This window comes from Streptomyces sp. NPDC096324, assembly GCF_044763015.1.
Classification (GTDB): Bacteria; Actinomycetota; Actinomycetes; order Streptomycetales; family Streptomycetaceae; genus Streptomyces.
This window is the reverse complement of record NZ_JBIWFK010000006.1, coordinates 556,967-581,107: the sequence shown is the minus strand read 5'-3', so window position 1 is coordinate 581,107 and position 24,141 is coordinate 556,967. Positions and strand designations below refer to the sequence as shown.

Genomic DNA, 24,141 nt, shown 5'->3' with positions numbered 1-24,141 from the left:
CCTCGTCTCCGCCTCAACAAGCAGTCTGCACCACGGATTTGGCAGAGGAGCGTCAAACGCCAAGTGGGACCTATGCCTCGTGCACCCGCGTCAGAAGTTCCATCAACTGTCGGCGCTCCGCAGCGCTGAGCGGCTCCAGCAGTTCGGCGTTGGCTCGCTCCGCCAGCTCCGCGCACCGCTCCAGGGTCCCCATGCCCGCCGACGTCACCGTCACCGCGTTCTTGCGGCGGTCCCTCGGATCGGGTTCGCGCCGAGCCAACCCGACTTCCTCCAGGTGGTTCAGCAGGAGGACCACGTCCTTCGCGTCGAAGCCCAGGCGGCGCACCAGATCCGCCTGGGCGACGGGCCCGTACTCGGACACGGCCGCGAGCACGGCGTGATGCGGCAGCTTCAGCCCTTCCGCGGCGATCGCCTCGGCGACCAGGCTCCGGCCGCGCGCCGCCACCCGGCCGACCAGCCAGCTCGGCAGGGACTGGATGTGCGCGAGGGCTCCCGAGTGTTCAGTGCGAGTCATGGAGGCACACTATCCACAATTCGTTGGACTTCCCAACGACAGGACTCTAGGCTGACCATCCGTTGGAGATTCCAACGATTCCGCGTCCCGCGTCACTCCTGGAGGTGTCCATGCGTCGTGTCCGCTATGAAATCAACGGCGGCCCAGAGGTTCTCTTCATCGAGGAGGCGCCCGTTCCAGAGCCCGGCACGGGTGAGCTGCTCGTCCTCGGCGAGGCGATCGGAGTCACGTTGCCCGGCGTGCGAAAGGTGCGCGAGGGCGCCGAGCCCGGTCCGCTCGGCGGCGAGGTGGCAGGCACCGTCGTCGCGGTCGGTGAGGGCGTCACCGACTTCTCCGAGGGCGACCGCGTCACCGGTCTCTGCTTCTCCCACGCCTATGCCGAACTGGCTCTCATCCACCACACGATGGCCTCGCGCTTACCCGCGTGGGCGACGGCCGTGGATGCCGTGGCCCTGGTCCGCAGCGGCCTGGTGGCGCGCGGCGCCTACGAGGCCGGTCGCCCCGCCTCTGGTGACAGCGTCCTGGTCACCGCGGCGGCCAGCGCGGTCGGCACCCTTGCCTTGCAGTGCGCCAAGGCGGGATCGGCCTCTCGCGTGGTCGCCGCCGTCAGCAGCGCGGACAAGGCGGAGTTCGTTCGCGCCCTCGGCGCCGACGAGGTCGTGCTCTACGGGGACGCGTCCTGGGGCGATCCGGTCGACATCGTGCTCGACGGGGTCGGCGGGGAACTGCTCGGCCCGGCGGTCCGCGCACTGACCCCCGGCGGCCGCCTGGTCGCCTTCAGTTCAGGCGGCGGCACGATCGACGCGTACGAGCTACTGGTCCGGAGTGCGTCGGTCATCGGCTTCCAGATGGCGGCCCTCGCCCGGGGCGAGCCCGCACTGTACGCGCGCCGGCGCGACGAACTGTGGGAACTCCACCGCGACGGCACGCTGCGCACCCACGTATTCGCCGAGATCCCCCTCGCGGAAGCAGCGCGTGCCCACGAGATCATCGAGTCCCGCCGCAACCTCGGAAAGGTCGTCCTGGTGCCGGAACGCTAGGGGAGTGCACTGCCGCATGGATCATGATGGAATGCCGGACAACCGATCCCCTGTGGTGCCGACCGTGGTGCGGCGTTCGCTGTCGCTCCCTATGTGACTCACGTCTGCACCCCCCGCGACCCGGTACCGGTCATCGGGCGACCGCGGAGTGGGGAGCCGACCGGCGCAGCAGGCGGTGCTGTCGGCCGGTATCTCCACCGCGGACGATCTCCGGCGGATCGAATCCGCTCACGGCCACGACGGCTTCCTCATCGAGGTGGCGCGGGTGGCCGCGCTCGTGGGCGAACTCGTTTCACGGAGACCCGTAGAGCAGGAGGTCTCACAGACTCTCACGGAGAACCGTCGAGCAAGAGAGGGCATGGCCGATGGCCGCATGAGGGTCGGCCGGGCACTCTTCGGGGACCAATGGCCCCTGCCGGATCGACGCCGCGGAAGCCTTCCATGGAATCAGCGGACGGAACTTCTCCGCCCTACCGCCACCGCGGGAACGCGCGGGCCGTGTCCACGCCCGCAGAGGTCGAGGGGGCGGAACGAGGAGTCGCGCGGAAGGAAAGCACCGTGAACGCAGAACCTCTTGATGCGAACACCGTCAAGGCACTCGTAGCGGAGGCCACCACCGCGCCCTCGCTGCACAACGCGCAGCCCTGGGCGTTCCGATTCCTGCGGGACACGGGCGTCCTTCGGCTGTACGCCGACCTGGAGCGCGCGCTCCCGCACACCGATCCGGAGAACCGAGGCCTGCACATGGGGTGCGGTGCCGCGTTGCTCAACCTGCGCGTGGCCGCCGCGGCGCGCGGGTGGGCTCCGGACGTCCGGATGCTGCCCGACCCCGCCGACGAGAGGCTGCTCGCCGAAGTGCGTCTGTTCGGCACGGGACCACCCGACGGCGCACTCGCCCGGCTGGCCCCCGCGATCCAGCGCCGTCACTCCAGCCGCTTCCCCTTCCGCGACGAGGAAGTCCCCGTGGCCACGAGAGAACGGCTGTCCGAGGCGGCCCTTCTCGAAGGCGCGGAACTGTTCTTCCCCGATCCCTGGCATGTGCGGTCGATCCTCGAGTTGGTCCAGGACGCCGAGGCCACGGAAGCACTCGCCCCGGAAGTCCATGAGGAAACACTTCGTTGGACGCGTCCGGAGCCGTCGGCCGCCGCCGGGACGGCGGACGGTGTCCCCGGCGGGGCGTTCGGTCCGCTGCAGCGCGGTACATCGGTCCCCGTACGGGACTTCGCCCTCGGCCGTCCGGTGCCCGGGCGCGGCTGGGCGGTCTTCGAGAAGAACCCGAACATCGTCCTGCTCGGGACGGCCGGTGACAGGCCCCGGGACTGGCTGTGTGCCGGTCAGGCACTGGAGCGGGTTCTGCTCCAGGCCACCGCGGACGGACTGGTCGCCTCCCTCACCTCCCAGCCGACGGAGTGGCCGGACATCCGGTGGGCCGTCCGCGACCCCGCCTCCGCCATGGCGAACGTTCAGATGGTGATCAGGCTCGGCTACGGCCCGCAGGGCGTGGCAAGCCCACGGAGGGCGGTGCCCGACGTACTCGACGTCCTCTGACGTACTCACTGGAGTCACATGACGTACTCGCCGGAGTCACAGCTTGTGAGCGGGCAGGAACGGACCTGACGGACTCTCCTCCGAGACGTTCTCACGACCGGCGGCCGGTGTCGGGGTCCCCGGTGACGGGAACGCCTCCGCCGGCCGTGGCGACCATCGGCCCATCGGCAACGCGAGCCGACCGGCTGTTTCTCCCACCCCGGACGACGAGACGGTGTCGCGTCGCGGGGACATGATCTGGACCCGCGTTCCTCCACGTCCGCATCGCCCGACATCCGCCCGCGCCGGTCCTGTGCCACGGTGGTAGTAGCTCGCTCGCCAAGGGGGCCGACCGGCCCTGTGAAGGGGCTCGACAGCACCTGCCTCTCCGTCCGAACCGGTCGGAGGCTGGACACATGCTCCAGCCCGAAATCCGACAGAGGAGACCGGCGACATGGTCCGCTACGTGTACGACTTCGCGGAAGGCGGCCGCGACCGGGCCGACCTGCTGGGCGGCAAGGGAGCCAACCTCGCCGAGATGACCCGGCTGGGGCTGCCCGTCCCGCCGGGCTTCACCGTGACCACGGACGCCTGCCGGGCCTTCCTCGCCACGGGCAGCGAGCCGGACGGTCTGATGCGGGAGATCTCCGACCGGCTCACGGTCCTGGAGGAGGAGGCGGGACGACGGCTGGGGCAGCCGGACGATCCGCTGTTGCTGTCGGTGCGCTCCGGGGCGCGCTTCTCCATGCCCGGCATGATGGAGACGATCCTCGACGTCGGACTCAACGACGAGTCCGTCCTCGGTCTGGCGAAGGTCTCCGGCAACGAGCGCTTCGCCTGGGACTCCTATCGCCGCCTCGTGCAGATGTTCGGCGGCACGGTCATGGGCGTCGACAGCGCTCTCTTCGAAGGCGTCCTGGACGACCTGAAGCGGACCCGGGGCGCGGCGAGCGACCTCGACCTGACGGCGGTGGACCTGGCCGGACTCGTCGAGTCGTACCTGAGTCTCGTACGCCAGGAGACCGGTGGGTACTTCCCGCAGTCACCCGCCGAACAGCTCCGCCAGGCGGTGCTCGCCGTGTTCGCGTCCTGGAACGGCGAGCGCGCCCGGATCTACCGACGCCGCGAGCACATCCCCGACGACCTGGGCACGGCGGTCACCGTGCAGACCATGGTCTTCGGCAATCTCGGTCCCGACTCCGGCAGCGGCGTCGCCTTCACCCGGGACCCCGCCACGGGACGGGCCGGCCTGTACGGCGACTACCTCGCGAACGCTCAGGGCGAGGACGTCGTGGCGGGCATCCGCAACACCGTCCCGCTGACGGCTCTCGCGGAGCTGGATCCGCCGTCGTACGGACAACTCCGCTCCTACATGCGCACGTTGGAGGCGCACTACCGGGATCTGTGCGACATCGAGTTCACGATCGAGCGCGGCCGGCTGTGGATGCTGCAGACCCGGGTCGGCAAGCGCACCGCGGAGGCCGCGTTCGCCATCGCCACGGAACTCGCCGAGGAGGGCCTGATCACCCCGGACGAGGGACTGGCCAGGGTCAGCGGGGAAGGCCTCGCCCGGCTGATGTTCCCCCGGTTCGACACCTCGGCCGTCGGCGAGGCCCTCGCGCACGGTCTGCCGGCCTCCCCGGGCGCGGCCGTGGGCGCCGCCGTGTTCGACTCCGCGGAGGCGGTACGACGGTCCGCGGCCGGCGAGAAGGTCGTCCTGGTCCGCCAGGAGACGACCCCGGACGATCTGCCCGGCATGATCGCCGCGCAGGCGGTGCTGACCAGCCGGGGCGGCAAGACCAGTCACGCGGCCGTCGTCGCCCGCGGCATGGGCACGGTGTGCGTGTGCGGGGCCGAGGAGATCACCGTGGACACCACGGCGCGCCGGTTCACGGTGCGGGACACCGTCGTCGAGGAGGGCACGGTCGTCTCCGTCGACGGTTCGGAAGGTGCCGTGTACCTGGGTGCCGCCCCGCTGGTCGACTCCGCGGTGATGCGGTACTTCGAGACGGGCGAGCGGTCCGACGGACTGGTCGGGGCCGTCGCAGGCGCCATGGAGCGGGCGGACGGCCTGCGGCGCCTGGAGGTCCGGGCGAACGCCGACACCCCCGAGGACGCGGCCCGCGCCCGGCGGTTCGGCGCCCAGGGCATCGGCCTGTGCCGCACCGAGCACATGTTCCTCGGCGAGCGCCGCAAACTGGTCGAGGCGATGATCCTGGCCCGCGAAGAGCGCGAGCGCGAGAGGGCGCTGGCCGCGCTGTTGCCCCTCCAGCGGCAGGACTTCACCGGCATCCTGGAGGCGATGGACGCTCTGCCGGTCACCATCCGGCTCATCGACCCGCCTCTGCACGAGTTCCTGCCCGACCGGACCGGACTCGCGGTGCGGATCGCCGCCGCCGACGCCCGGGGCGAGCGGCCGGACCCGTACGACACCGATCTGCTCGACGCGGTGAACCGTATGCACGAGGAGAACCCGATGCTCGGGCTGCGCGGGGTGCGGCTGGGACTGGTCGTCCCGGGGCTGGTCGCCATGCAGGTCCGCGCGATCGCCGAGGCGGTCGTGGAGCGCACACGGGCCGGAGGGCGGCCCAGGGCGGAGATCATGGTGCCGCTGGTGGGCGCCGTCGAGGAACTGCGCATCGAGCGCGCCGAAGTGGAACGCGTACTGGCCGAGGTCTCCGAGGAGTCCGGCATCCCCGTACGGCTCCCGGTCGGCACCATGATCGAGCTCCCGCGTGCCGCGCTCACGGCCGGCCGCATCGCCGAGGAGGCGGAGTTCTTCTCCTTCGGCACCAACGACCTCACCCAGACGACCTGGGGCTTCTCACGCGACGACGTCGAGGCGGCGTTCTTCTCCGCCTACCTCGACAAGGGCATCTTCGCCACCTCGCCGTTCGAGACCCTCGACCGTGACGGCGTGGGCAGGCTGGTCCGTATCGCGGTGGACGAGGGCCGCGCCGCACGCCCCGAGCTGAAGATCGGCGTCTGCGGCGAGCACGGCGGGGACCCCGAGTCCGTGCACTTCTTCCACACGGCCGGGCTGGACTACGTGTCGTGTTCACCGTTCCGCGTTCCCGTCGCGCGCCTGGAGGCCGGACGCGCGACACTCGCGTCGGCGCGGACGAGCGACAGCAAGTGAGAGGCAGTTCGGTTCCGTAGGGTCGTACGGCCTCCGCCGCAGGCTCCGCCGCAGGCGAACTGGCGGTCCGTCAAGGCTTTCGGCTTGGGCCGTCCGGCCCTCGATGCCCGCCGCCCGGCCCTGGGCCCGGTCCCGGGCGGCCCCGCGACGACACCTGTCCGGCCCCTGCCCCATGACGGCCCCGGCTGTCACCGTCGGAAGTGCCGGAGACGACCGAGGAGGTGCCGGGAGATGCCCCGCGGCACGAACGCGAAGAAGCGGCTGTGGCGGTGGTGCGACAACCCGCTGCGGCGGCGCGACGACGTCATCGAGGCCTGGATGGTCCTGGTCGTCTGGACGGTCTTCGCCCTGGGCGGAACGGTCGCCGGGCTGGTGACCGCCCAGGCCGCGGACGACGCGTTCGCGCGGCAACGCACCCAACGTCACTCGGTCGGCGCAGTGATACTGCACGACGTCCCGGCGACCGCCTCCGGGCCGGGCGCGAGCTCCGGCCGACTCATGACGGCGGTGCGCTGGACGGCGACCGACGGGTCGTCCCGTACCGGGTCGGCCGCCGTACCCACCGGAAGCAGGGCGGGGTCGAAGGCGAGGATCTGGCAGGACGGGCACGGCCGTCTCACGCCCGCACCCCCGCCGCCCACGAAGGCGGCGATCGAGTCGGGCGTCGCGGGTGCCGCCGCCGCGACCGCCGTCGGCTGCCTGACGTTCGGTGCCGGCACGGTCGCCCGCCGTCGGCTCGACCGCCGCCGTTACGACGCGTGGGGCCGGGAATGGCTTCTGGTGGAACCGAAGTGGGGGCACAGGACCGGTTGAGGCGGGAGCGTGACTACACGCGGGTCAGGCAGACCGCGATGTCCTTCGCCCACTCCTCGATGACGCCGAAGTCCCTGAAGTCTCCGCCCTTCCCGGAGCTGATGATCATCTTGGCGATGCGCCCCTTGGCGCCCTCCTTCAGGCACCCGCCGAAGGTGGTGTGGCCCTGGACATCCAGCTTGTACATGGTCCGCTGGACGCCCCGCACCGGCGGGATGTCCCGGTCGGCGGCGGAGCTGTCGAGCGGTCCGCTGCTGAAGAGCCACACCGGACGGTGCGCGAGCTCCGCGCGGTGCCGGCGGACGAACCCCCGCGCGTCCTTGTGCCAGCGTCCTGCGTAGAGTCCGCCGCCCACCACGACGGCGTCGTAGGGCCCCACGCTGGTGACCGACCGGGCCGGAAGGGCCCGGGCGGTCAAACCGCCCTTCCGCAGGGTTTCCGCGACCGTTTCGGCGATCTCCGCCGTCGATCCGTTCGTCGTTCCATAGGCGACCAGCACGGTCTCGGCCATGACGGTCCGCCTCCTTTCACGGTCCGCGTTGCACATTTCACGGTCGGCCTCTCACCGCCTGCGCAGCCGGTCCTCGGTCACGCCGTACGGTGCTCGGCCGTTCGTGCCCAGCAGCGGGGCGCACCTCGGCGCGGTGATCAGTTCGTGGACGTCCCGGTCGATGAGCGGCGCGAGGCGGGCCGCGTGATCGGCCAGCACCTCCGTGGCCGTACCGTTCTCGCTGAGGGCGTCGGCGGTGAAGGTGGCGATCCCCTCGGACCGGGCGGCCGAGCCGAGATGCTCGACGAGGAGGGTGCCGACGCCTCGGTGGCGAAGTCCGTCGGCGACGGCGATGGAGATCTCGGCGCCCCTCCCCCCACCCGGTTGCTCCCTCCGCGCCATCGGCCCCTGCGGTGCCGCTTTTCGCGGCCCCGCCTTCCCCGGTCGCGCCGCCGTCCTCCCCACCGGTGTCGTAGTCGGCGAGGCCGACCACGCGGCCGTCCGCAGGTCGTCCGTCATCCCGGGCCTCCTCCATACTTCGGTATCTCGATCGTCCGCCGATGCGGGGAAGGTGTTCATGGGCTGCACGGGCCGCCCCGGGGCCGGTCGGCCCTGCCGCCCCCGCCGACCGGCCCACCCCCGGCCGGCTCAGCGGACTGGGCCCGGAGCGGTCATGCAGCCGCGCCGTCCCGACTCACGCCGGCTCGGGAATCACGGCGACCGGGCAGGCGGCGTGGCGCAGGACTCCGTGAACGACACGGCCGAGTCGAAGCCGAAGCGTCCGGGATCGCTCCGGGCACCGACCACCAGCAGCCAGGCGTCGTGGGACGCGTCCAGGAGGACATGGCGCGGCGGGCCCTCAACGGTGCGCCTGGTTGTCCTGTCAGCCGCGCAGCACGATGACGAGCGTCGCTCGCTCGGCGTGGCGGTTGGCGACCTCACGGCAGCGTCCGAGACCACTTCACCTTCAGGTCGCCGATCACCGGCAGGCGCAGCTTCCCGCCCGGCGTGATCCGCCAGCCGCCGACTTCCCGTCAACTACGGCCCGCATGCCGGACGACCGGCCCTGGCCGGTACCCATCGGGCCGTTCCACCACCCGTGGGACCGCTCCCGCTTATTTCCTATCGATTTACTAGGAAACCATTGACCGCACGTCCAACGGATGCGCAGGATGATGTACATGCCCCCCACGCAGCAGCGACTGGTTCGCCGCCGGCACGTCGACTTCGGTCGCGTCGCCAGCGCCATCTGTCGCACCGCGTAGGGCGCCCGGCACCCGTCGCGCGTGCCGCCGAACCGTCTCTCGCTCCCCGGTGATCCCGCGCTGCCGCCGCCCCAGGCCGGGCGGGGCCCAGCGGGCACCGCATCGTCACCGTCCGGCGCATGGGCCACGCGTGCGTGCCCGACCGGCAGAAGACTCCCGACACGGCGCCTGGCCGCCGAATGTGAGGAATCATCACCATGGCCGTTGCCACCGTACTGTCCGGAGCCGACCCCGTATCCGACCGCACCGCACCCGACCGCAGCGGACCCGACCACGCGCACTGGCTGCGCGCGGCACGCGAGACGGCCGATGACCTGGCCACGGACGCGGTGACCAGGGAGCAGGCGGGCAAGACCCCCTTCGACGAGGTGTCCCGGCTGCGCGAGGCGGGACTGCTGACGCTGCTGGTGCCGGCCGATGCCGGGGGAGGTGGCACGGACTGGACGACGGCCTACGCCGTGGTCCGGGAGATCTCCGCCGCCGACGGCGCGATCGGTCAACTGCTGGGCTGTCACTACTTCTTGTCGTGGAGCGCGCTGACCTTCGCCGACTCCGCCCGCGCCACCGAAGCCGTGCAGCGCTCCACGAGGAAGCCTCATCTCTGGGGCGGCGGCTTCGCCCGTCAGGAACCCTCGCTCAGACTGGCAAGGAAGGGCGGAGGCTTCGTCCTGGACGGCCGGCAGAGCTACGCCACGGGGGTCCTGGTCGCCGACCGCCTGGCCGTACGAGGCGAGCGGACCGACACCGGCGAGCCCTTCGCCGTCGTCGTCGATCCCGCCCATCCCGGGGTACGGATCGAGGGCGACTCGGACGCCTTCGGGCAGCGGCTCGCGGCCGGCGGCAGTGTGGACTTCCACGCCGTGCCGGTCGCGGCCGCCAACGTACTCGGATCCCTGTCCGCGGACGAGGACGTCCTGTCGCCGCCGACTGCCTTCACCTCGCCGGTCGGACACCTTCTCTCCGTCCAGCTTCTTCTCGGCATCGCCGAGGGAGTGCTCACCGAAGTACGCGAGTACAGCAGGGCGGGTCACCGGCTCCGGCATCCCGCCTGGCCGGCCGGCTCCGCCCCGGACCCGCGGACGCTGACCCTGCACGGAGAACTGACCGTACTCACCCGCTCCGCCGCGGCACTCGCCGAGCAGGCGGTGCAAGCCGTAGCCGTCGGACTGGCACGCGGCGAAGACCTGAACTACGACGAGTACGCGGAGATCTCCGTGCTCGTGGCCATGGCCGAAGCCGCCGCCTCCAGGGCCGCGCAGGAGTCCACCACGCGCGCCCTCGACGTCATCGGCGCCCGCTCGGCGTCCACGCGGCTGGGATTCGACCGCTTCTGGCGCAACGCGCGCACCCACACGCTGTACGAGCCGGTCGGTCACCGTCTCCGTGACGTCGGGGACTATTTCCTCAACGGAGCGCACCCTCCCTTCGTCCTGCCCGTCTGAACGAGAGAGCGTGAAACCGAACCGAGTCGTACGGGATACTGCGCACATGCGGATTTCAGCCAGGGCGGACTACGCGGTACGGGCCGCGCTGCAACTCGCCGCGTCACGGGACGAGGGGCCGTTGAAGGCCGAGGCGATCGCCGAGGCGCAGGACATTCCGCACAAATTCCTCGAAGGCATCCTGAACGACATGCGCCGCGGTGGTCTCGTGCTCAGTCAGCGCGGCGGCAACGGCGGCTACCGCCTGGCCAGAGCCGCCGGGGCCATCACCATCGCGGATGTCATACGCGCCGTGGACGGCCCCCTCGTCTCGGTGCGCGGGGTCCGCCCCCCGGACCTCTCCTACACCGGTCCCGCCCAGTCGCTGCTCCCCCTGTGGATCGCCCTGCGGTCCAACGTGCGCGAGATCCTCGAAGGCGTCTCGCTCGCCGACGTCGCATCGGCCCAACTGCCCGCCGAAGTCTGCGCGCTGACCGAGACGCCGGCGGCCTGGACCAACCCCTGACGTCGCGCACCCCCATCACTCTCCTGGGTGGGCGCACTCGGCGCACGGGGGCTTCCCCACGGCCCCGGTCACTGGCACATGTGACCCCAGCATGCCGATAGCCCCAGGTCAGCCACGTGTCCGGGCTCTCCTCAAGTGGCGCAACATTCCGGCAACACGACATTCCCCAGCGGATCGGTAGGGTTCGATCCGTGCCTCCCACCGACCGCATCCGAGACCACGCCGGCCAGGGCGCGACCACCGTCGCCGCCCACCGCGCGCGGCGCCGGCTGCGCGCCGACCGGGCCCGGCAGCTCGCCGACCTGCTCCGCCACCAGCTCCTCACCGGCGGCTTCCCCACGGACACGTTGCCTCACGAGTCGAACCTCGCCGGCGACTACCGCGCCTCCCGCAACACCGTCCGCGAGGCCCTCGACCTGCTGCGCGCCGAAGGCCTCGTCGAACGCCAGCCGGGCGTCGGCACGGTAGTCGTCGCCCGGAAGTATCGGCACGGCCTCGACCGCCTGATGGGCCTCGCCGAAACCCTCCATGAGCACGGCCGGGTCACCAACGAGGTCCGTACGGTGGGTCCCGCACCGGCACCGGCCCCGGTCGCCGATCGCCTCCAGGTCCCGCCCGGCAGCGACCTCCTTACGCGGTACCGGTCGACGGTTTCCTTCCGGTCGGCGGTCCTTCCCGTCACCTCGGTGAGGTCCACCCCGAGCAGGTGGCGACGGCCGGGACACGGGAAGCGGCTCCGGTGGCGATGGGGCCCGGGATCACCCCGGCGGGCACGGCCCTCCCCCACGGTGCCGCCACCGGGTCACCTGCCACGCCTCGCCTGCTCCAGCTCCTCTCGCTCGCGGAGGAGGAACCCGAACTCGCCGCCATCGCGCCCTACTTGACCGACTCAGACCCCGTCGTCCGCAGGACCGCCGTCACCGTGCTGACGGAGACCGTGCCGCCCGGCACCGGACCGGCCCTCGCCGCCGCGCTCGTCGACGCCGACGCGGGCGTACGGGAGGCCGCGGCGGGCTCACTGCGCGAACTCGTCGAGACGCTGCCCGCCGACAACGCCCTGCGCGAGGGGCTCGCCGTCGCCCTCTCCGCCGACGACCCCGTCGTACGCGCCGCGGCACTCGACGTCCTGCGCGCCCTCCGCCTCGGCGACGCCGAACTGTTCCGGGGGTCCCTGTCCGACTCCAGCACCGCCGTCCGCATCGAGGCCGTAAGGGCACTCGTATCGGTCGACGCCACCGAAGAGGTCGCCCGTGCGGCCGGGGACCCGTCCCGCGAGGTCCGCGTCACGATCGCCAGGGCGCTGGGCACCGCTGTCACCAGGCGGCTCGGCGACACGAGCCCGGCGGGATCCGGGCCGGTCCCGGCCCGCTCGGTACTGGCGGAGCTCATCGCCGATCCGGACGCCCTGGTGCGCGCGGCCGCCTACGCGGCACTGGCCGCCACCGGCTGCCCGCCACCGCTGGACGCCCTGGCGGTGGCGGCCCTGTCCGACGCGGCCTGGCAGGTCCGGGCCGGTTCCGCCACGGCCCTGTCGGCCGCGGACCCCGGCACGGCCGTCCCCGCCCTCGCCAAGGCTCTCGCCGACCCGAACGCCGACGTACGCAAGGCGGCCGTACTCGCGCTGACCCGTCACCGCGCCACCGAGGACACCCGCGCGGCCCTGGCCACGGCGACGACGGACTCGGACTCGGACGCGGACGTACGGGCCTACGCGACGCGAGCGGTGTGACGACGGCCTTCGCGCGCCCCGACCGGGAGAGCGGGGCGCGGTCGTGATGCGAGGGACATGTCCGGACAGGGGCCGACGACGGCCAGCCCCGTCGGCCTTCGCCGGTCGGCCCCGCCGGTCGGCCCCGCCGTCCTCCAGGGCCGGCCGAACACGCTTTGCATTGCCGTCTCGGGATGCCAACGGGTTCACTGGTGTGATGACGACCTTCTTCGTCACGCTGACGGGTTTCTGGCCCTCGCGTCGCGTCTACCTCTTCGACGGGTTCTGTCGCCGGGACGTGTGAGCACGCCACCGCGGCCCGGCGCTCCGGTGCTGCAGTCCCATATCCCCACCATGGTCCCCCTCCCCGCTAGTGCTGTGACCGGAAGGTCCACCGGGTTGGGTCGTTTCGATGACTTCCTGCACCAGTACAGTCGGCGCACTGAGGAAACAGAGGAGCCCCGGTGCGCATAAGAGACAGCAACGCTGATGGCCACGGCCAGCGGGCCGTGGCCATCAGGTGGATGCAGGTCGTGCTGTTCGGAGTCGTTGTCCTGCTGGTCGGATTCCGTGTCTGGGAGCGAGAGCACAGCGGTGGTTCGAGCTCGATCGTGTTCGGGCTGATGGCCGCATCGGCACTGTCCATTGGCGTACTGGAACAGTATCGGGCAAACGCCGCCAAACGATCTCGGTGACTCACCTTCCAGCCGGATCAGGGGTTTCCACCGTCCTTGCCGGCCGGATCGTGCTTGTCACAGCCGAGGTGGTCGGTGATCTCGCCCTCCTGATCTCGGTGAGAATGTGCAGCCGCGCTTCGACACCGAGATCCGACGCGTCGTCTGCACGACGAATGCGACCGAGTCGGTGAACGCGCGGATCCGGCCGGCGGTCAAGCCCGTGGACACTTCCCCAACGAGCACAGGAGCAAAGCAGCGAGGGTGAGCGCGAGCTCCTGGCCCTGGCCCTGCTCTTGGTCCCGCTGCGGCTGGCGCGTCCTGCCGGTCACGCGCGCCACAAGCTCCCGCCACCGCACTCGCGGTACTGCAACCAGAAGCTGCGGACCGGCAACGCGCCCCGCCCGATGGCCACCTGGCGCAACCTCGCCATCGGAGCCCTCCGCACGGCCGGAGTGAAGAACATCGCGGCCGGTCTCCGCCGCAATGCCCGCAACCCTCGCCGCCCGCTCGCACTTCTCGGCCTCGGATGATCACGAACCGGACGTCACGCGACTACGCCGAAGCCCTGGGCTGCCCTCAGCTTCAACAACCCTGCGGCGTTGGTGCAGGCCTTTCGCCTCCACTCGAACCAACAGCGCCTCACGGCGCAAACAAGATCTGTGCCAGCACCCGAAACTCGCCGACATCCACCGGTCCATCGGCCCTTGAATGACACCCCAACTCATCGACAAACGAAACTCGTTGAGAGCTACGCAGCCAAGCGGCAGGCATGACTGGCAGAACTCGGCCTGTAGTCATGGCTGCTACAGCTCGGGGGCATGACGACCACCGACTTTTCAGAGGATGCCACGCAGGTCGACGACCGGCCGGTTCTCCAGCAGGTAGGTGCGATAGCGACCCTCGGCAAACATCTCCCGCAGATACATGCCCGGGAAGTCCAGGACATCGGGTCGGTCGGCCAGCGCGATCCGGACTCGGTAGCGGCTGTCGCCGTCGAGGACGAGGACGTCACAGCCGTGCGGGTCCGGCGCCTCGATGCCGATCAGGGTGATGCGGTCCTCGGCCATCTGATCGACCCATGCGGCCAGATCGTCGAGCAACCACGCCATGTTCATCCAGGCCGGCGCGCCGGCTGCGGGCTGCCAGTCGTACGTGCGGCGTGCCTCGCGTCCGATTCCGGGCGGCTCGCCTTCGAAGTAGACAGGCGGCTCTGACGGGCCGCTGACTTCGGTGAATTCGATAGCGCGGGATCGGAGCGTGAGCTTGGTGACGCGAAATCGGTCAAGGCCGAGGTCAAAGGCGACCTCTGCTGCATGGGTGAGGAATTCGCTGTCCTGATCGGCCACGAACGTGTCTTCCTGGGCGGTGGAGAGCCGCCCCCGACCGGCGGGGGCGGCCAGTGCAGATCGAAGGCTTACCGGAGTCGGTTGTAGGACCCGACGTAGCGGTACCGGTCTTCAGTGGCGGAGACGGGGATGGTCCAGGCGAGGGGACGGTAGGAGGCGGCCAGTCTTTCACTGCCGAAGGCGGTCAGTGCGACTGTCGGCGCGGCGGCGGACATGGAGTTCGCCAGCGGCTGGTAGGAGCTCAGGTACGTCTCGGTGCCGTCGACAGCGTCGCCCTCGTCTGCCGGAGCGCTGCCGTCCACGGGCGTGTTCTCGTCTTCGAGGTCAGCCTCGTCCACGACCTCGTCCGATGGAGCCTGCGAGTTGTCAGGAGCGTCCTCCTCCGGGATGCTCCCTTCCTCGGAAGCGGCAAGGGAGCGGTTCTCCTTGGCCAGAGTGGTGCTGACCCAGTTGGGGCACCGGACAATTCCCACGCAGTACATGGTGATGACGCCCTTGTCCTGGCCGTCACGCTGTACCTTCTCGTTGACCGAAAGGATCATCTTGAACTGCTTGACGAGAGTGCACACCCCGTTGCGGCAACGATACTTCCCCGCATACCCGGTCATGTGATAAGTCGTCGAGCTTCCGACCCGATTTCGGTTCGGGGACTTGGCGATGTACTCGACTGCGGAATACTTCGTGATGTTGTGCTTCTTCTTGACCTTGTTCCAGCCGAAGCCCTTGTCGTGCGTGTGGTCGTAGTAGCCCACGCGTAACGACGCCTTGCCCGGGCCCGAGTATTCGAGGTGCTTGAGGACCCGGTAGGCCGGGTTGGCCGCAGCTGCTTCGGCGTCGCTGCTGGTCGAGGCAGCTGCCGGAACACTGAAGGCGCCGAGCAGGACTGTGGCTGCTATCGCACCCACGGTGTTTTTGACTCGGTTCACTCTTTTCTTCCCCCTTGCAGGTCTGTGCCGGACACAAGAAGTCGGCACAAGTGGCGACTCTAAACAGAACACGATCAAGAACCCAAAAACTATTAAGAATCGTCGGTTACTTTGAGACAGCCCTCTCCCGGCCCGGTGTAACAGTCCAGTGCGGGTCACCGGACATGGTGCCCCGATGAAGACCGGCTGGGTTCCCGATCCCGATCCGAGCGGGCCGAGACTGCCCGGCCCACGTAACCAGCGGTCGACGGATCCCATGCACAGACGTCCCGCGAGCGAACGCGAAGCCCCATTCGTCGTATGGACTCACGGAGCCCGTTTTGACGGCCCCGGCCCGCAGCATCTGTGGGGAGCCTGGCTGAGATTCAGCCGGTGAGGGTTTGCCTGTGCACGTCGATGGGTGCGGCCCCGCTGCACGGCGGAGATCTCCTCACCCTGGCCACCCCCTAGATCGCTGCCCTCATCCAGCAGGGCGCCGGCGTGGCCACCGCGTGCCCAGTGCTCTGCCCGGCAATGTTTGCCGGGTCGTTGGTGCGTTGAAAGGCCGGGCCTGGCGAAGAAAACTGGTTGTAGGGGCTGAGGCATGCCTGAGACGGTGCGGGTTTCCGTAACATCCGTGAGGATCCCATGACGATTTACTTCTATGGCACCGATGAAGTCCCTTATGGATGCTTCTCGAACTTCTCCGATCACGGCTTCGACCTCGACGGGGTCCGGTGGGCGACCTCGGAGCACTACTTCCAGGCGCAGAAATTCAAGGGAACCCGCCACGCGGATCTCGTCCGGCGTGCTCGCACGCCGCTGCGGGCAGCGGAGCTGGGCCGTGACTCGTCAAAACCTCTGCGGAGGGACTGGGAGCGGGTCAAGGACGACGTGATGCGCCGTGCGGTGGCAACCAAGTTCCGCGCGCATGCCGATATCCGTGACATTCTGCTCTCCACCGGTGACGAAGAGATCGTCGAGGACACCACCGCCGATCGCTACTGGGGTCGGGGCAGGACCGGGAACGGCAAGAACATGCTCGGGCGGATTCTGGTGCGCACCCGTAGCCAGCTGCACGCCGAACTCGCCGAAGCTCCCGACAGCGATATCCGCCGCCCGAGGCGGTGACCTGGGAAATGTGTGCGATGTGCCGCATGCGTAGGACGGGTCAGGCCCCGGTCTCGAGGACGGGGCGCCCTCCCCAGCGGATGCCCTTCTCGCTGCGATGCGGGCACGTTCTCGGCGTCGTGCGGCGAGTATGTCGGGGTGGCGGGCGTTGGCGTTGCGCCACCGCAGGTAGGCGGGCAGACCCGGGTCTGCACGGTGTGGTTGGGGTGGCGGGAGTTGGCGATGGTGAACTGCCTCAGCGGTCCGAAGTGCGCCTCGATCGGGTTGGCCCAGGAGGCGTAGGTCGGGGTGAAGCACAGTTCGACCTTGTGTTTCTTGGCCCAGCGGCGGATGTCGGTGCCCTTGTGAGCGGGCAGGTTGTCCATGATCACGTAGATCGGGGCGCTGTCGGGGGGGGCGGCGCGGATCGATTTCAGCGCGGCCAGCGCGTTGGCGGCGCCTTTCCTGCGGCGGTTGATGCCCCACGGACGGTCGTCTCCGACCGAGTAGCAGCCATGGAAGTACCGGACTCCGTGCGTCCGGTGGTAGGTGGCCGGCAACCGGTCGGGACGTCGCTGTTCGACCCAGCTCGAGCCCACGGTGGTCCGGATGCCGAGCGGGCCGAACTCGTCGAACGCGAAGACCCGGTCCGGGAAGCGGTCCAGGACATGCTCGATGCGGTCGAGTTTGGCGTCACCATCGGGATCCGGGGACTCCTTCCACGTCTTGGTGCGCTGGAAGGTGACACCCCGGACGCCACGTACTTTCTCGCCAGTTGGTTTCTGGATCCACGGTCGAACTTCAAAGAACTGCGGCCCGTCCGCAGCGAAGCACAGATCGACCGGGCCCTCGCGCCGTACAACCTCGACCCGCGCTACCGCTCGTCCACCGATGGTGGGACTGGTTCACCTCGGTGGCCCTCCACTTCGACTGGGGCAGGTCGCCCACCGGGGTCTCCGTCAACGACGAGGTGGGCTACCGGTCCCTCGTCAGTTCGGAGTTGGTCGTTGTAGTAGTCCGGGTTGTACTGAACCTCGCCGGTCGGCGCGTACGTGATCGCGTCGGCGTTGTACCAAGCGACGTGAAGGTGTCCGTCGAGGGCGGCAACCAGAGGGTGACGCTGACGATCAGCCCCAAGGCCGTCTTCAACGACAGCACGCCGATCGACTGGACCGCGATCAAGGCCACGTGGAAGGCCAATAGCGGTTCCGACAAGGCGTACGCCGCCTCGTCGACGGACGGCTACGACCGGATCACCTCGGTGGACAAGGGCGTGAGCGCCAAGCAGGCGGTCATCACCTTCAGGACGTCAACGCCTCCTGGTCGAGCCCGTTCACCACCTTCCTGCATCCCAAGGCGGCCACGGTCGGCAACTTCAACAAGGCGTACGTCAAGAAGGCCCACCCGGAGTGGGGCGCGGGTCCGTACACGGTCGGCAAGTGGGACACCCACTCGGGCAACATCACCTTCGTCCGCAATCCGAAGTGGTGGGGCAAGAAGGGCAAGCTCGACCAGCGCGTCTACGTGAACCTGGAATCGACCGCCGCGGTCAACGCCTTCAAGAACGGCCAGCTCGACTACGTCTCGGCCGTCGACGCCGAGAGCCTGAAGCAGGTCAAGGGGCTCAAGGGCACGGAGATCCGCAGCGGCGGAAGCCCTTCGAGTACTCGCTGTACTTCAACACGAAGTCTCCCGTGCTCGCCGACAAGGACGTGCGCAAGGCCGTGGAGGAGAGCATCGACCGCTCACAGATCGCGAAGATCCAGTTCCAGGGCCTCGACTACAAGGAACCGCTGCCCGGTTCGGCCGTGCTGTACAGCTTCCAGAAGGGCTACGAGGACAACGTCTCGGCCGTGCTGAAGTACGCGCCCGACGAGGCCGAGAAGGCGCTCGACGCGGCCGGCTGGAAGTCCGGAGGCGACGGCGTCCGGGCCAAGAACGGCAAGAAGCTCGAGGTGGGCTACACACTCCTCGGCGACGACCCGCTGGACAAGGCCACCGCCGGCGCCTTCGCCGCGATGCTGAAGCCGGTCGGCATCCGGCTGGTCATCAAGAAGGCCGACGAGGCGGAGTTCGCCGGCATCCTCAGCGGCCGCAAGTTCGATCTGTTCGTCTCGGGCAACCGCTCCATGGACCCGTTCGGCGCCCGCTACCTGTGCGACTTCTACTGCTCGGACCGCGCCTCCAACATCACGGGCGCGGGTTCGGCCGCACTCGACGAGGAGATCCGCGCCACCACGACCATCGCCGACCTGGGCCGGCAGGCCGCGGCCGCCAACGAGGTCGAGCGGAAGGCGCTCCAGCAGTACGCCTTCCTCCCGCTCTTCAGCGGCCCGTCGACGTACGCCGTGAAGAAGGGCCTCGCCAACGTCGGCGCGACCATCTTCTACAACCCGCTCCCCGAGACGGTCGGCTGGCAGAAGTGACGTCGTCCCCGGCCGAGAGGCCGGGGACTCCCGTCCGCGTCCGGCGGACGCGGATCTACGGGCCCACGCGGCGCGAGCGCCGCGACGACGCCCTCCGGTTCAGACATCGCACTGTTCGCCCCGGATCGCACGAATTGGGCCATTCGTGTGACGATGGCTGAGGGACAAGGGCCGTCTCCCTTGAGTGTCACGCGAGGTGTCCGCACGGAAGACCGAGGAGGTCCTGATGACGGACCTGACCACTCGCTCCACGACCACCAAGAACGAAACGGGCGGGACCAAAGAGCTCCGGCGCTCCGGCACCGGTGATCCGGGAGGCAAGGGACGGACCACGATCGCCGACGGCGTGGTGGCCAAGATCGCGGCGGCGTCCGCACGCGAGGTGGTGGGCGTCCACGGCCTCGGCACGGGCATGACCCGGGCCCTCGGGTCCGTCCGCGACCGGGTGCCCGCCGGGCGCCCTGGTCAGACCCGCGGCGTGAGCGTCGAGGTCGGCGAACGGCAGACCGCCGTGGACCTCGATGTCGTCGTCGAGTACGGCTACCCCATCACGGACGTGGTCGCGGACATGCGCGTCGCCGTGATCACCGCCGTCGAGCGCATGACCGGTCTGGAGGTCGTCGAGGTGAACGTCGCCGTCGGCGACGTGCGTCTGCCGGACGAACCGGAAGAGGAACCACAGGACGGCCCTCGCGTGACGTGACCCGCTGCCCCGGCACCGGAGGCTCGCGCCCACCGGCCACCGTGGAAGAACGCTCAGGAGGTGCGTCGCCGTGGACGAGAAGGACCACGCGGACGGTGTCCGTCTCACAGCACGCGAACGAGCCGCGCTGGCGGAGATAGAGAAGGGGCTGCTACAGGACCACGAGCCGGACCACGAGCCGGCGCCGCGTCGCCGGTCCGGTGGACGCCGCCTGCCGATAGCGGTCGTCCTGATGCTGATCTGCTCGGTGGTTCTCGCGGTGGTCGGTATCACGACGTCGCAGGCCGCACTCCTCTGGTGCTTCGCGGTTGTGTGGCCGCTGACCGTGCTGCAGCTCGTCAGGTTGCTGGGCCGCTGGATCAGAGCCACGGGCCCTTTCACTCCGTGGTTCTGACCGGTTCACGGCCGCCGGGTCCGGCACAGGTCGTCCCGGCTCCCCCGCGCGGGCAGGTCGGCCACGCCGCCGTCACCACCGCGCGGGGCGCCATGCTGCGGGCGGTGGCCCGGGTGAGCCGTGTCTCACCCGGGTCTCGGCGCTTGTCTATGCAACGAGTTGCATAGAAAGCTGTGCGGTATGGCGCTCGAACACGCGATCCTCGTGTCCCTGCTGGAGAAGCCGGGGTCCGGCTATGAGCTGGCCCGCCGCTTCGAGCGGTCCATCGGGTATTTCTGGACCGCCACGCACCAGCAGATCTACCGCGTGCTCAAGCGCATGGAGGGCGAGGGCGTCCTCGCCGTCCGGGACGTGCCGCAGCAAGGGCGACCGGACAAGAAGGTGTACTCGGTCGCCGGCCCCGGGCGTGTCGCCCTCTCGCAGTGGCTGCACGAGCCGATCGAACCGGAGAGCATCCGCCACGAGCTGGCGGTGAAGATCCGCGGCGCCGCCTTCGACGACCCGGCGGCGCTCGTCGACGAGGTCGAGCGGCACCACCGGATCCACAGCGACCGGCTCGTGCGCTATCTCGCCGGGGAACTGCGTGACTTCACCGGTCCCGACGCGCCCGCCCCGCTCGACGCCGGTCAGGAACTCCAGCACGTCGTGCTCCGCGGTGGCATCGCGTACGAACGGATGACGATCGCCTGGCTCGACGACGTGCTCGCCACGCTCCGCACCCTCGGCACGACGGCCGACGTCACGGGCGGCGACCCGCGGGACGCCCCTGCGCGGCGGTCGGCCTGACCACCCCCGCTTCCGCCGTCTCCCCGTCATGTAACTCCCAACCCCTCACTCCCAACCCCCGGAAGGCGAACCTCTGTGACCACCACTCCCTTGCTGTTCAACCCGAACACCTACGACCCGGCGCACTTCGACCCCGAGACGCGCAGGCTGCTGCGCGCCACCGTCGACTGGTTCGAGGAGCGCGGCAAGCGCCGGATCATCGAGGACTACCGCACCCGCGCCTGGCTCGGTGACTTCCTCGCCTTCGCCGCCAAGGAGCGGCTGTTCGCCACCTTCCTGACCCCGGCCTCCGCCGCCACGGACGAGGACCAGCGCTGGGACACCGCCCGGATCGCCGCCCTGAACGAGATCCTCGGCTTCTACGGTCTCGACTACTGGTACGCCTGGCAGGTGACCATCCTCGGTCTCGGCCCGGTCTGGCAGAGCGAGAACGCCGCGGCTCGCGCGCGTGCCGCGGACCTCCTGTCCCAGGGCGAGGTGTTCGCCTTCGGTCTGTCCGAGAAGGCCCACGGCGCCGACATCTACTCCACCGACATGCTGCTGGAGCCCCAATCCGACGGCGGCTTCCTGGCCAGTGGCTCCAAGTACTACATCGGCAACGGCAACGCCGCCGGTCTCGTCTCCGTGTTCGGCCGACGCACCGACGTCGACGGCCCGGACGGATACGTCTTCTTCGCCGCCGACAGCCGCCACCCGGCGTACCACCTGGTGAAGAACGTCGTCGACTCCTCGAAGTTCGTCAGCGAGTTCCGCCTGGAGAACTACCCGGTCGCCCCCGAAGACGTCCTGCACACCGGCCGTGCCGCCTTCGACGCGGCCCTCAACACGGTCAACGTCGGCAAGTTCAACCTCTGCACCGCCTCGATCGGCATCTGCGAGCACGCGATGTACGAGGCCGTCACCCACGCGCAGAACCGCGTCCTCTACGGACGCCCCGTCACCGCTTTCCCGCATGTCCGCCGGGAGTTGACCGAGGCGTACGTCCGGCTCGTCGGCATGAAGCTGTTCAGCGACCGCGCCGTGGACTACTTCCGTACGGCCGGTCCTGAGGACCGCCGCTACCTCCTCTTCAACCCGATGACGAAGATGAAGGTGACCACGGAGGGCGAGAAGGTCATCGACCTGATGTGGGACGTGATCGCCGCCAAGGGCTTCGAGAAGGACAACTACTTCTCCCAGGCCGCCGTCGAGATCCGGGGCCTGCCCAAGCTCGAGGGCACCGTCCACGTCAACCTCGCGCTGATCCTCAAGTTCATGCGCAACCACCTGCTCGAGCCGATCGACGTGCCCGCCGTGCCGACCCGTCTCGACGCGGCCGACGACGACTTCCTCTTCCGGCAGGGACCTGCGCGTGGCCTGGGTTCCGTTCGCTTCCACGACTGGCGTGCCGCCTACGACGTCTACGCCGAGGTCCCGAACGTCGCCCGCTTCCGCGAACAGGCCGACGCCCTGTGTGAGTTCGTCACCACCAAGGCCCCCGACGAGGCGCAGAGCCGCGACCTCGACTTCCTCCTGTCCGTAGGCCAGTTGTTCGCGCTGGTGGTGCACGGACAGCTCATCCTGGAGCAGGCGCGTCTGACGGACCTGGACGCGTCGGTGCTCGACGAACTGTTCTCCGTCCTGGTCCGCGACTTCTCCGGCCACTGCGTAGAACTGCACGGCAAGGACTCCGCGACCGAGCAGCAGCAGACCTGGGCGCTCGGCGCGATCCGACGCCCCGTCGTGGACGAGGCACGCTCGGCCGAGATCTGGCAGCGCGTGGAGGCACTGTCCGGGGCGTACGAGATGTCGCTCTGACATCTCCTCGCCCTGAAGGGCGAGGACTCCGGCCGCCTCGGCCTCGGCCGGCTGCCGTGCTGCACCGCGGCACGGCAGCCGGCCGGGCTGGTCAGGTCGCGGTGGGTATGTAGGGCGCTGCCGCGACCTGGGCCATGGTCCGAAGTTTCGTGAAGTAGGAGGCGCAGTACTCCTCGTTGATCAGAGGAACGATCTTGTCGAGGTCGGCGATGCACCCCCAGAGACAGGCGATACCACTGTCGTCGAGTCCGCCCTTCAGCTCCCTCCGCACGAGGCCGGCGATGTCGGCGTCCAGGAGGACCAGGTCCACGCCGTCGAAGTCCACGCCGCGGAAGCCGTCGGGGAATGGTGCGTGCAGGTGGTCCTCCCACAGCCGGGCGAGGTCTCCCTCCGGCTGCGCAGCGCCCACGTCGGCGGCTGTCGCCTCTGCAATGGACGGTGGGCGAAGGAGCAGGGAGACGGCGTCGAACACGGCACGCACCATCGCGACGGAGCGGAGCGGGGTGAGGGCGGCACTCGACGCGGAGCCCCGCACGAGTTTGTCGCGCAGCAGTCGGCCGCGGTCGAGTTCGGCGGCGAGTGCGGCCGTGATCAGCCCGGCGTCGGTGGCCCGCTCGATGAGGACGTGGAGCGGTTCCCTCGCGGCCAAGCGCTCGGCGAGGACGTGCTCCAGGGCGAACAGGGAATGCGTGACGGCGACGGTGGCGAACTCGTAACGGTAGTAGGAGTGCCGGATGAGCTCGCGGGAGGTTTCCATCGCGCTCATGACGTACATCGACGCGTCGCCGGGCAGAACCAGGTCGGCGACCAGGGCGTGCATGTCCGCATAGTCGAGAACGAGGTCGCGGGCGCGCGGGTCCCGCACTGGCTGGAGGAGCGGGTCGGGCGGCGGTGGCAGGGCGTTCACCGGTGCAGTCTTGTCGCCGGAAGGCTGTCGGTGCCATCGGATTTGCTGGCCTCTTGGTAGCTCGCCGATGTCGAGTCCAGTTCGTCCGGGCGAGTGTCAGAGGGCTCTGCGATCGTGTGCCTCGTGGATGAATTCGTGGAACGCGTCGACGCGCAGGATCGTGTGCTGGGGGTGGTCAGTCGGCGGGACGCTGTTCGGGAGGGCTGGCTTCACCGGGTCGGCGTGGTGGTGTGTCGCGACAGGCAAGGTCGCTTTCTCGTTCATCGGCGTGCCGAGCAGTTGTCCCGTTTTCCGGGGCACTACGAACTCGGTGTCGGGGGCGCTGCGGGAGTCGGCGAGTCCTATGAGCAGGCTGCTGCCCGCGAGCTCGGTGAGGAGTTGGGGGTGTGGGCGACCGTGTGCCTTCGGTTCAAGTTCCTCAGCCGGGGCGGGCTCAGCCCTCACTGGCTTGCGGTGTGCGATGCCGTGCTTCCCGAGATCGGCGCCCCCGATCCGCGAGAAGTGGCCTGGCACGGGTGGCTGACCGAGTCCGAGCTGCGGCGAAGTCTGCAGCAGTGGACCTTCACTCCTGACAGTCAGGAGATTTTCGTTCGGTATCTCGCCTGTCGTGCTGACCCGTCGCTTTCGTAGAAGCGGTGTTCATGAGC

General features: G+C 69.6%; 21 protein-coding genes and 5 pseudogenes. 19 read left to right on the top strand and 7 right to left on the bottom strand.

The window, feature by feature from the left end; all coding sequences use genetic code 11:
- Nucleotides 1–70: 70 nt before the first annotated feature.
- A complete protein-coding gene (locus ACIQ7M_RS19680) occupies nucleotides 71–514 on the bottom strand; it encodes a MarR family winged helix-turn-helix transcriptional regulator (protein ID WP_403645790.1) in 444 nt (147 codons plus the stop codon).
- A gap of 110 nt (nucleotides 515–624) precedes the next feature.
- Between ACIQ7M_RS19680 and ACIQ7M_RS19675 the strand changes: the two genes are divergently transcribed.
- The 4 genes from ACIQ7M_RS19675 to ACIQ7M_RS19660 all read left to right on the top strand — a co-directional run bounded on the left by ACIQ7M_RS19675 (nucleotide 625) and on the right by ACIQ7M_RS19660 (nucleotide 7,033).
- Nucleotides 625–1,554 (top strand): zinc-binding alcohol dehydrogenase family protein, encoded by a 930-nt coding sequence (locus ACIQ7M_RS19675; protein WP_403645787.1) that lies wholly within the window; start codon nucleotides 625–627, stop codon nucleotides 1,552–1,554.
- A gap of 558 nt (nucleotides 1,555–2,112) precedes the next feature.
- A complete protein-coding gene (locus tag ACIQ7M_RS19670; protein ID WP_403645784.1) occupies nucleotides 2,113–3,102 on the top strand; it encodes an Acg family FMN-binding oxidoreductase in 990 nt (329 codons plus the stop codon).
- Between the two features lie 433 nt (nucleotides 3,103–3,535).
- Nucleotides 3,536–6,220 (top strand): pyruvate, phosphate dikinase, encoded by a 2,685-nt coding sequence (ppdK, locus tag ACIQ7M_RS19665; protein ID WP_403645781.1) that lies wholly within the window; start codon nucleotides 3,536–3,538, stop codon nucleotides 6,218–6,220.
- Nucleotides 6,221–6,451: 231 nt separating this feature from the next.
- The gene (locus ACIQ7M_RS19660) at nucleotides 6,452–7,033 is read left to right on the top strand and encodes a hypothetical protein (protein ID WP_403645778.1); all 582 of its coding nucleotides are present in this window, start codon (nucleotides 6,452–6,454) and stop codon (nucleotides 7,031–7,033) included.
- A 13-nt stretch (nucleotides 7,034–7,046) separates the two neighbouring features.
- Here ACIQ7M_RS19660 and ACIQ7M_RS19655 read toward each other — a convergent pair whose 3' ends face one another.
- Together ACIQ7M_RS19655 and ACIQ7M_RS19650 are read right to left on the bottom strand one after the other, a co-directional pair.
- Nucleotides 7,047–7,544 carry a flavodoxin domain-containing protein gene (locus ACIQ7M_RS19655; protein WP_403645775.1) on the bottom strand — a complete coding sequence of 166 codons (498 nt, stop codon included), beginning with the start codon at nucleotides 7,542–7,544 and terminating at the stop codon, nucleotides 7,047–7,049.
- Between the two features lie 51 nt (nucleotides 7,545–7,595).
- Entirely contained in the window at nucleotides 7,596–8,042 is a 447-nt protein-coding gene (locus tag ACIQ7M_RS19650) for a GNAT family N-acetyltransferase (protein ID WP_403645772.1), read from the bottom strand.
- 644 nt (nucleotides 8,043–8,686) lie between these two features.
- On the opposite strand from ACIQ7M_RS19650, the gene ACIQ7M_RS19645 reads away from it, so the two are divergent.
- The 7 genes and pseudogenes from ACIQ7M_RS19645 to ACIQ7M_RS19615 all read left to right on the top strand — a co-directional run.
- On the top strand, nucleotides 8,687–8,788 hold the full coding sequence (locus ACIQ7M_RS19645; protein WP_403645769.1) for a putative leader peptide: 102 nt from the start codon (nucleotides 8,687–8,689) through the stop codon (nucleotides 8,786–8,788).
- Nucleotides 8,789–8,985: 197 nt separating this feature from the next.
- The gene (locus ACIQ7M_RS19640) at nucleotides 8,986–10,230 is read left to right on the top strand and encodes an acyl-CoA dehydrogenase family protein (protein WP_403645766.1); all 1,245 of its coding nucleotides are present in this window, start codon (nucleotides 8,986–8,988) and stop codon (nucleotides 10,228–10,230) included.
- 46 nt (nucleotides 10,231–10,276) lie between these two features.
- Nucleotides 10,277–10,735, top strand: a complete 459-nt coding sequence (locus tag ACIQ7M_RS19635; RefSeq protein ID WP_386985117.1) for an RrF2 family transcriptional regulator — start codon at nucleotides 10,277–10,279, stop codon at nucleotides 10,733–10,735.
- Nucleotides 10,736–10,926: 191 nt separating this feature from the next.
- Nucleotides 10,927–11,367 (top strand): annotated as a pseudogene (locus tag ACIQ7M_RS19630) (GntR family transcriptional regulator); the annotation flags it as partial.
- Nucleotides 11,331–12,464, top strand: a pseudogene (locus ACIQ7M_RS19625) (HEAT repeat domain-containing protein); the annotation flags it as partial. The pseudogenes ACIQ7M_RS19630 and ACIQ7M_RS19625, both read left to right, overlap by 37 nt.
- A gap of 443 nt (nucleotides 12,465–12,907) precedes the next feature.
- On the top strand, nucleotides 12,908–13,138 hold the full coding sequence (locus ACIQ7M_RS19620; RefSeq protein ID WP_403645763.1) for a hypothetical protein: 231 nt from the start codon (nucleotides 12,908–12,910) through the stop codon (nucleotides 13,136–13,138).
- 118 nt (nucleotides 13,139–13,256) lie between these two features.
- Nucleotides 13,257–13,360 (top strand): annotated as a pseudogene (locus tag ACIQ7M_RS19615) (transposase); the annotation flags it as partial.
- A 596-nt stretch (nucleotides 13,361–13,956) separates the two neighbouring features.
- Here ACIQ7M_RS19615 and ACIQ7M_RS19610 read toward each other — a convergent pair.
- Both ACIQ7M_RS19610 and ACIQ7M_RS19605 read right to left on the bottom strand, forming a co-directional pair.
- Nucleotides 13,957–14,466 carry a hypothetical protein gene (locus ACIQ7M_RS19610; protein ID WP_403645760.1) on the bottom strand — a complete coding sequence of 170 codons (510 nt, stop codon included), beginning with the start codon at nucleotides 14,464–14,466 and terminating at the stop codon, nucleotides 13,957–13,959.
- A gap of 68 nt (nucleotides 14,467–14,534) precedes the next feature.
- Nucleotides 14,535–15,392 carry a hypothetical protein gene (locus ACIQ7M_RS19605; protein WP_403645757.1) on the bottom strand — a complete coding sequence of 286 codons (858 nt, stop codon included), beginning with the start codon at nucleotides 15,390–15,392 and terminating at the stop codon, nucleotides 14,535–14,537.
- 627 nt (nucleotides 15,393–16,019) lie between these two features.
- On the opposite strand from ACIQ7M_RS19605, the gene ACIQ7M_RS19600 reads away from it, so the two are divergent.
- Nucleotides 16,020–16,502, top strand: a complete 483-nt coding sequence (locus ACIQ7M_RS19600) for an NADAR family protein (protein WP_403645754.1) — start codon at nucleotides 16,020–16,022, stop codon at nucleotides 16,500–16,502.
- A gap of 40 nt (nucleotides 16,503–16,542) precedes the next feature.
- Here the strand turns inward: ACIQ7M_RS19600 and ACIQ7M_RS19595 are convergent.
- A pseudogene (locus tag ACIQ7M_RS19595) lies at nucleotides 16,543–17,233 on the bottom strand (transposase); the annotation flags it as partial.
- 592 nt (nucleotides 17,234–17,825) lie between these two features.
- On the opposite strand from ACIQ7M_RS19595, the pseudogene ACIQ7M_RS19590 reads away from it, so the two are divergent.
- From ACIQ7M_RS19590 to ACIQ7M_RS19565, 6 genes and pseudogenes are all read left to right on the top strand, one after another.
- Nucleotides 17,826–18,074 (top strand): annotated as a pseudogene (locus ACIQ7M_RS19590) (ABC transporter substrate-binding protein); the annotation flags it as partial.
- Nucleotides 18,075–18,175: 101 nt separating this feature from the next.
- A complete protein-coding gene (locus ACIQ7M_RS19585) occupies nucleotides 18,176–18,907 on the top strand; it encodes an ABC transporter substrate-binding protein (protein ID WP_403645751.1) in 732 nt (243 codons plus the stop codon).
- Between the two features lie 226 nt (nucleotides 18,908–19,133).
- On the top strand, nucleotides 19,134–19,610 hold the full coding sequence (locus ACIQ7M_RS19580) for an Asp23/Gls24 family envelope stress response protein (protein ID WP_403645748.1): 477 nt from the start codon (nucleotides 19,134–19,136) through the stop codon (nucleotides 19,608–19,610).
- Between the two features lie 70 nt (nucleotides 19,611–19,680).
- Complete coding sequence (locus ACIQ7M_RS19575) at nucleotides 19,681–20,004, top strand: DUF3040 domain-containing protein (protein ID WP_403645745.1); 324 nt, start codon at nucleotides 19,681–19,683, stop codon at nucleotides 20,002–20,004.
- Nucleotides 20,005–20,184: 180 nt separating this feature from the next.
- Nucleotides 20,185–20,790, top strand: a complete 606-nt coding sequence (locus ACIQ7M_RS19570; protein ID WP_403645742.1) for a PadR family transcriptional regulator — start codon at nucleotides 20,185–20,187, stop codon at nucleotides 20,788–20,790.
- 75 nt (nucleotides 20,791–20,865) lie between these two features.
- Nucleotides 20,866–22,587 (top strand): acyl-CoA dehydrogenase family protein, encoded by a 1,722-nt coding sequence (locus ACIQ7M_RS19565; RefSeq protein WP_403645739.1) that lies wholly within the window; start codon nucleotides 20,866–20,868, stop codon nucleotides 22,585–22,587.
- 91 nt (nucleotides 22,588–22,678) lie between these two features.
- Here ACIQ7M_RS19565 and ACIQ7M_RS19560 read toward each other — a convergent pair whose 3' ends face one another.
- A complete protein-coding gene (locus ACIQ7M_RS19560) occupies nucleotides 22,679–23,494 on the bottom strand; it encodes a hypothetical protein (protein ID WP_403645736.1) in 816 nt (271 codons plus the stop codon).
- 123 nt (nucleotides 23,495–23,617) lie between these two features.
- Here ACIQ7M_RS19560 and ACIQ7M_RS19555 point away from each other — a divergent pair, with 123 nt between their 5' ends.
- Nucleotides 23,618–24,124, top strand: coding sequence for an NUDIX domain-containing protein (locus tag ACIQ7M_RS19555; protein ID WP_403645733.1), 507 nt, complete (start codon nucleotides 23,618–23,620; stop codon nucleotides 24,122–24,124).
- Nucleotides 24,125–24,141: the final 17 nt, after the last annotated feature.

Coding starts and splice junctions, on each gene's coding strand:
- ACIQ7M_RS19645 (WP_403645769.1), top strand. CDS start 8,687: ATGCGCAGGATGATGTACATGCCCCCCACGCAGCAGCGACTGGTTCGC.
- ACIQ7M_RS19675 (WP_403645787.1), top strand. CDS start 625: ATGCGTCGTGTCCGCTATGAAATCAACGGCGGCCCAGAGGTTCTCTTC.
- ACIQ7M_RS19650 (WP_403645772.1), bottom strand. CDS start 8,042: ATGACGGACGACCTGCGGACGGCCGCGTGGTCGGCCTCGCCGACTACG.
- ACIQ7M_RS19680 (WP_403645790.1), bottom strand. CDS start 514: ATGACTCGCACTGAACACTCGGGAGCCCTCGCGCACATCCAGTCCCTG.
- ACIQ7M_RS19655 (WP_403645775.1), bottom strand. CDS start 7,544: ATGGCCGAGACCGTGCTGGTCGCCTATGGAACGACGAACGGATCGACG.
- ACIQ7M_RS19570 (WP_403645742.1), top strand. CDS start 20,185: ATGGCGCTCGAACACGCGATCCTCGTGTCCCTGCTGGAGAAGCCGGGG.
- ACIQ7M_RS19580 (WP_403645748.1), top strand. CDS start 19,134: ATGACGGACCTGACCACTCGCTCCACGACCACCAAGAACGAAACGGGC.
- ACIQ7M_RS19660 (WP_403645778.1), top strand. CDS start 6,452: ATGCCCCGCGGCACGAACGCGAAGAAGCGGCTGTGGCGGTGGTGCGAC.
- ACIQ7M_RS19600 (WP_403645754.1), top strand. CDS start 16,020: ATGACGATTTACTTCTATGGCACCGATGAAGTCCCTTATGGATGCTTC.
- ppdK (WP_403645781.1), top strand. CDS start 3,536: ATGGTCCGCTACGTGTACGACTTCGCGGAAGGCGGCCGCGACCGGGCC.
- ACIQ7M_RS19635 (WP_386985117.1), top strand. CDS start 10,277: ATGCGGATTTCAGCCAGGGCGGACTACGCGGTACGGGCCGCGCTGCAA.
- ACIQ7M_RS19640 (WP_403645766.1), top strand. CDS start 8,986: ATGGCCGTTGCCACCGTACTGTCCGGAGCCGACCCCGTATCCGACCGC.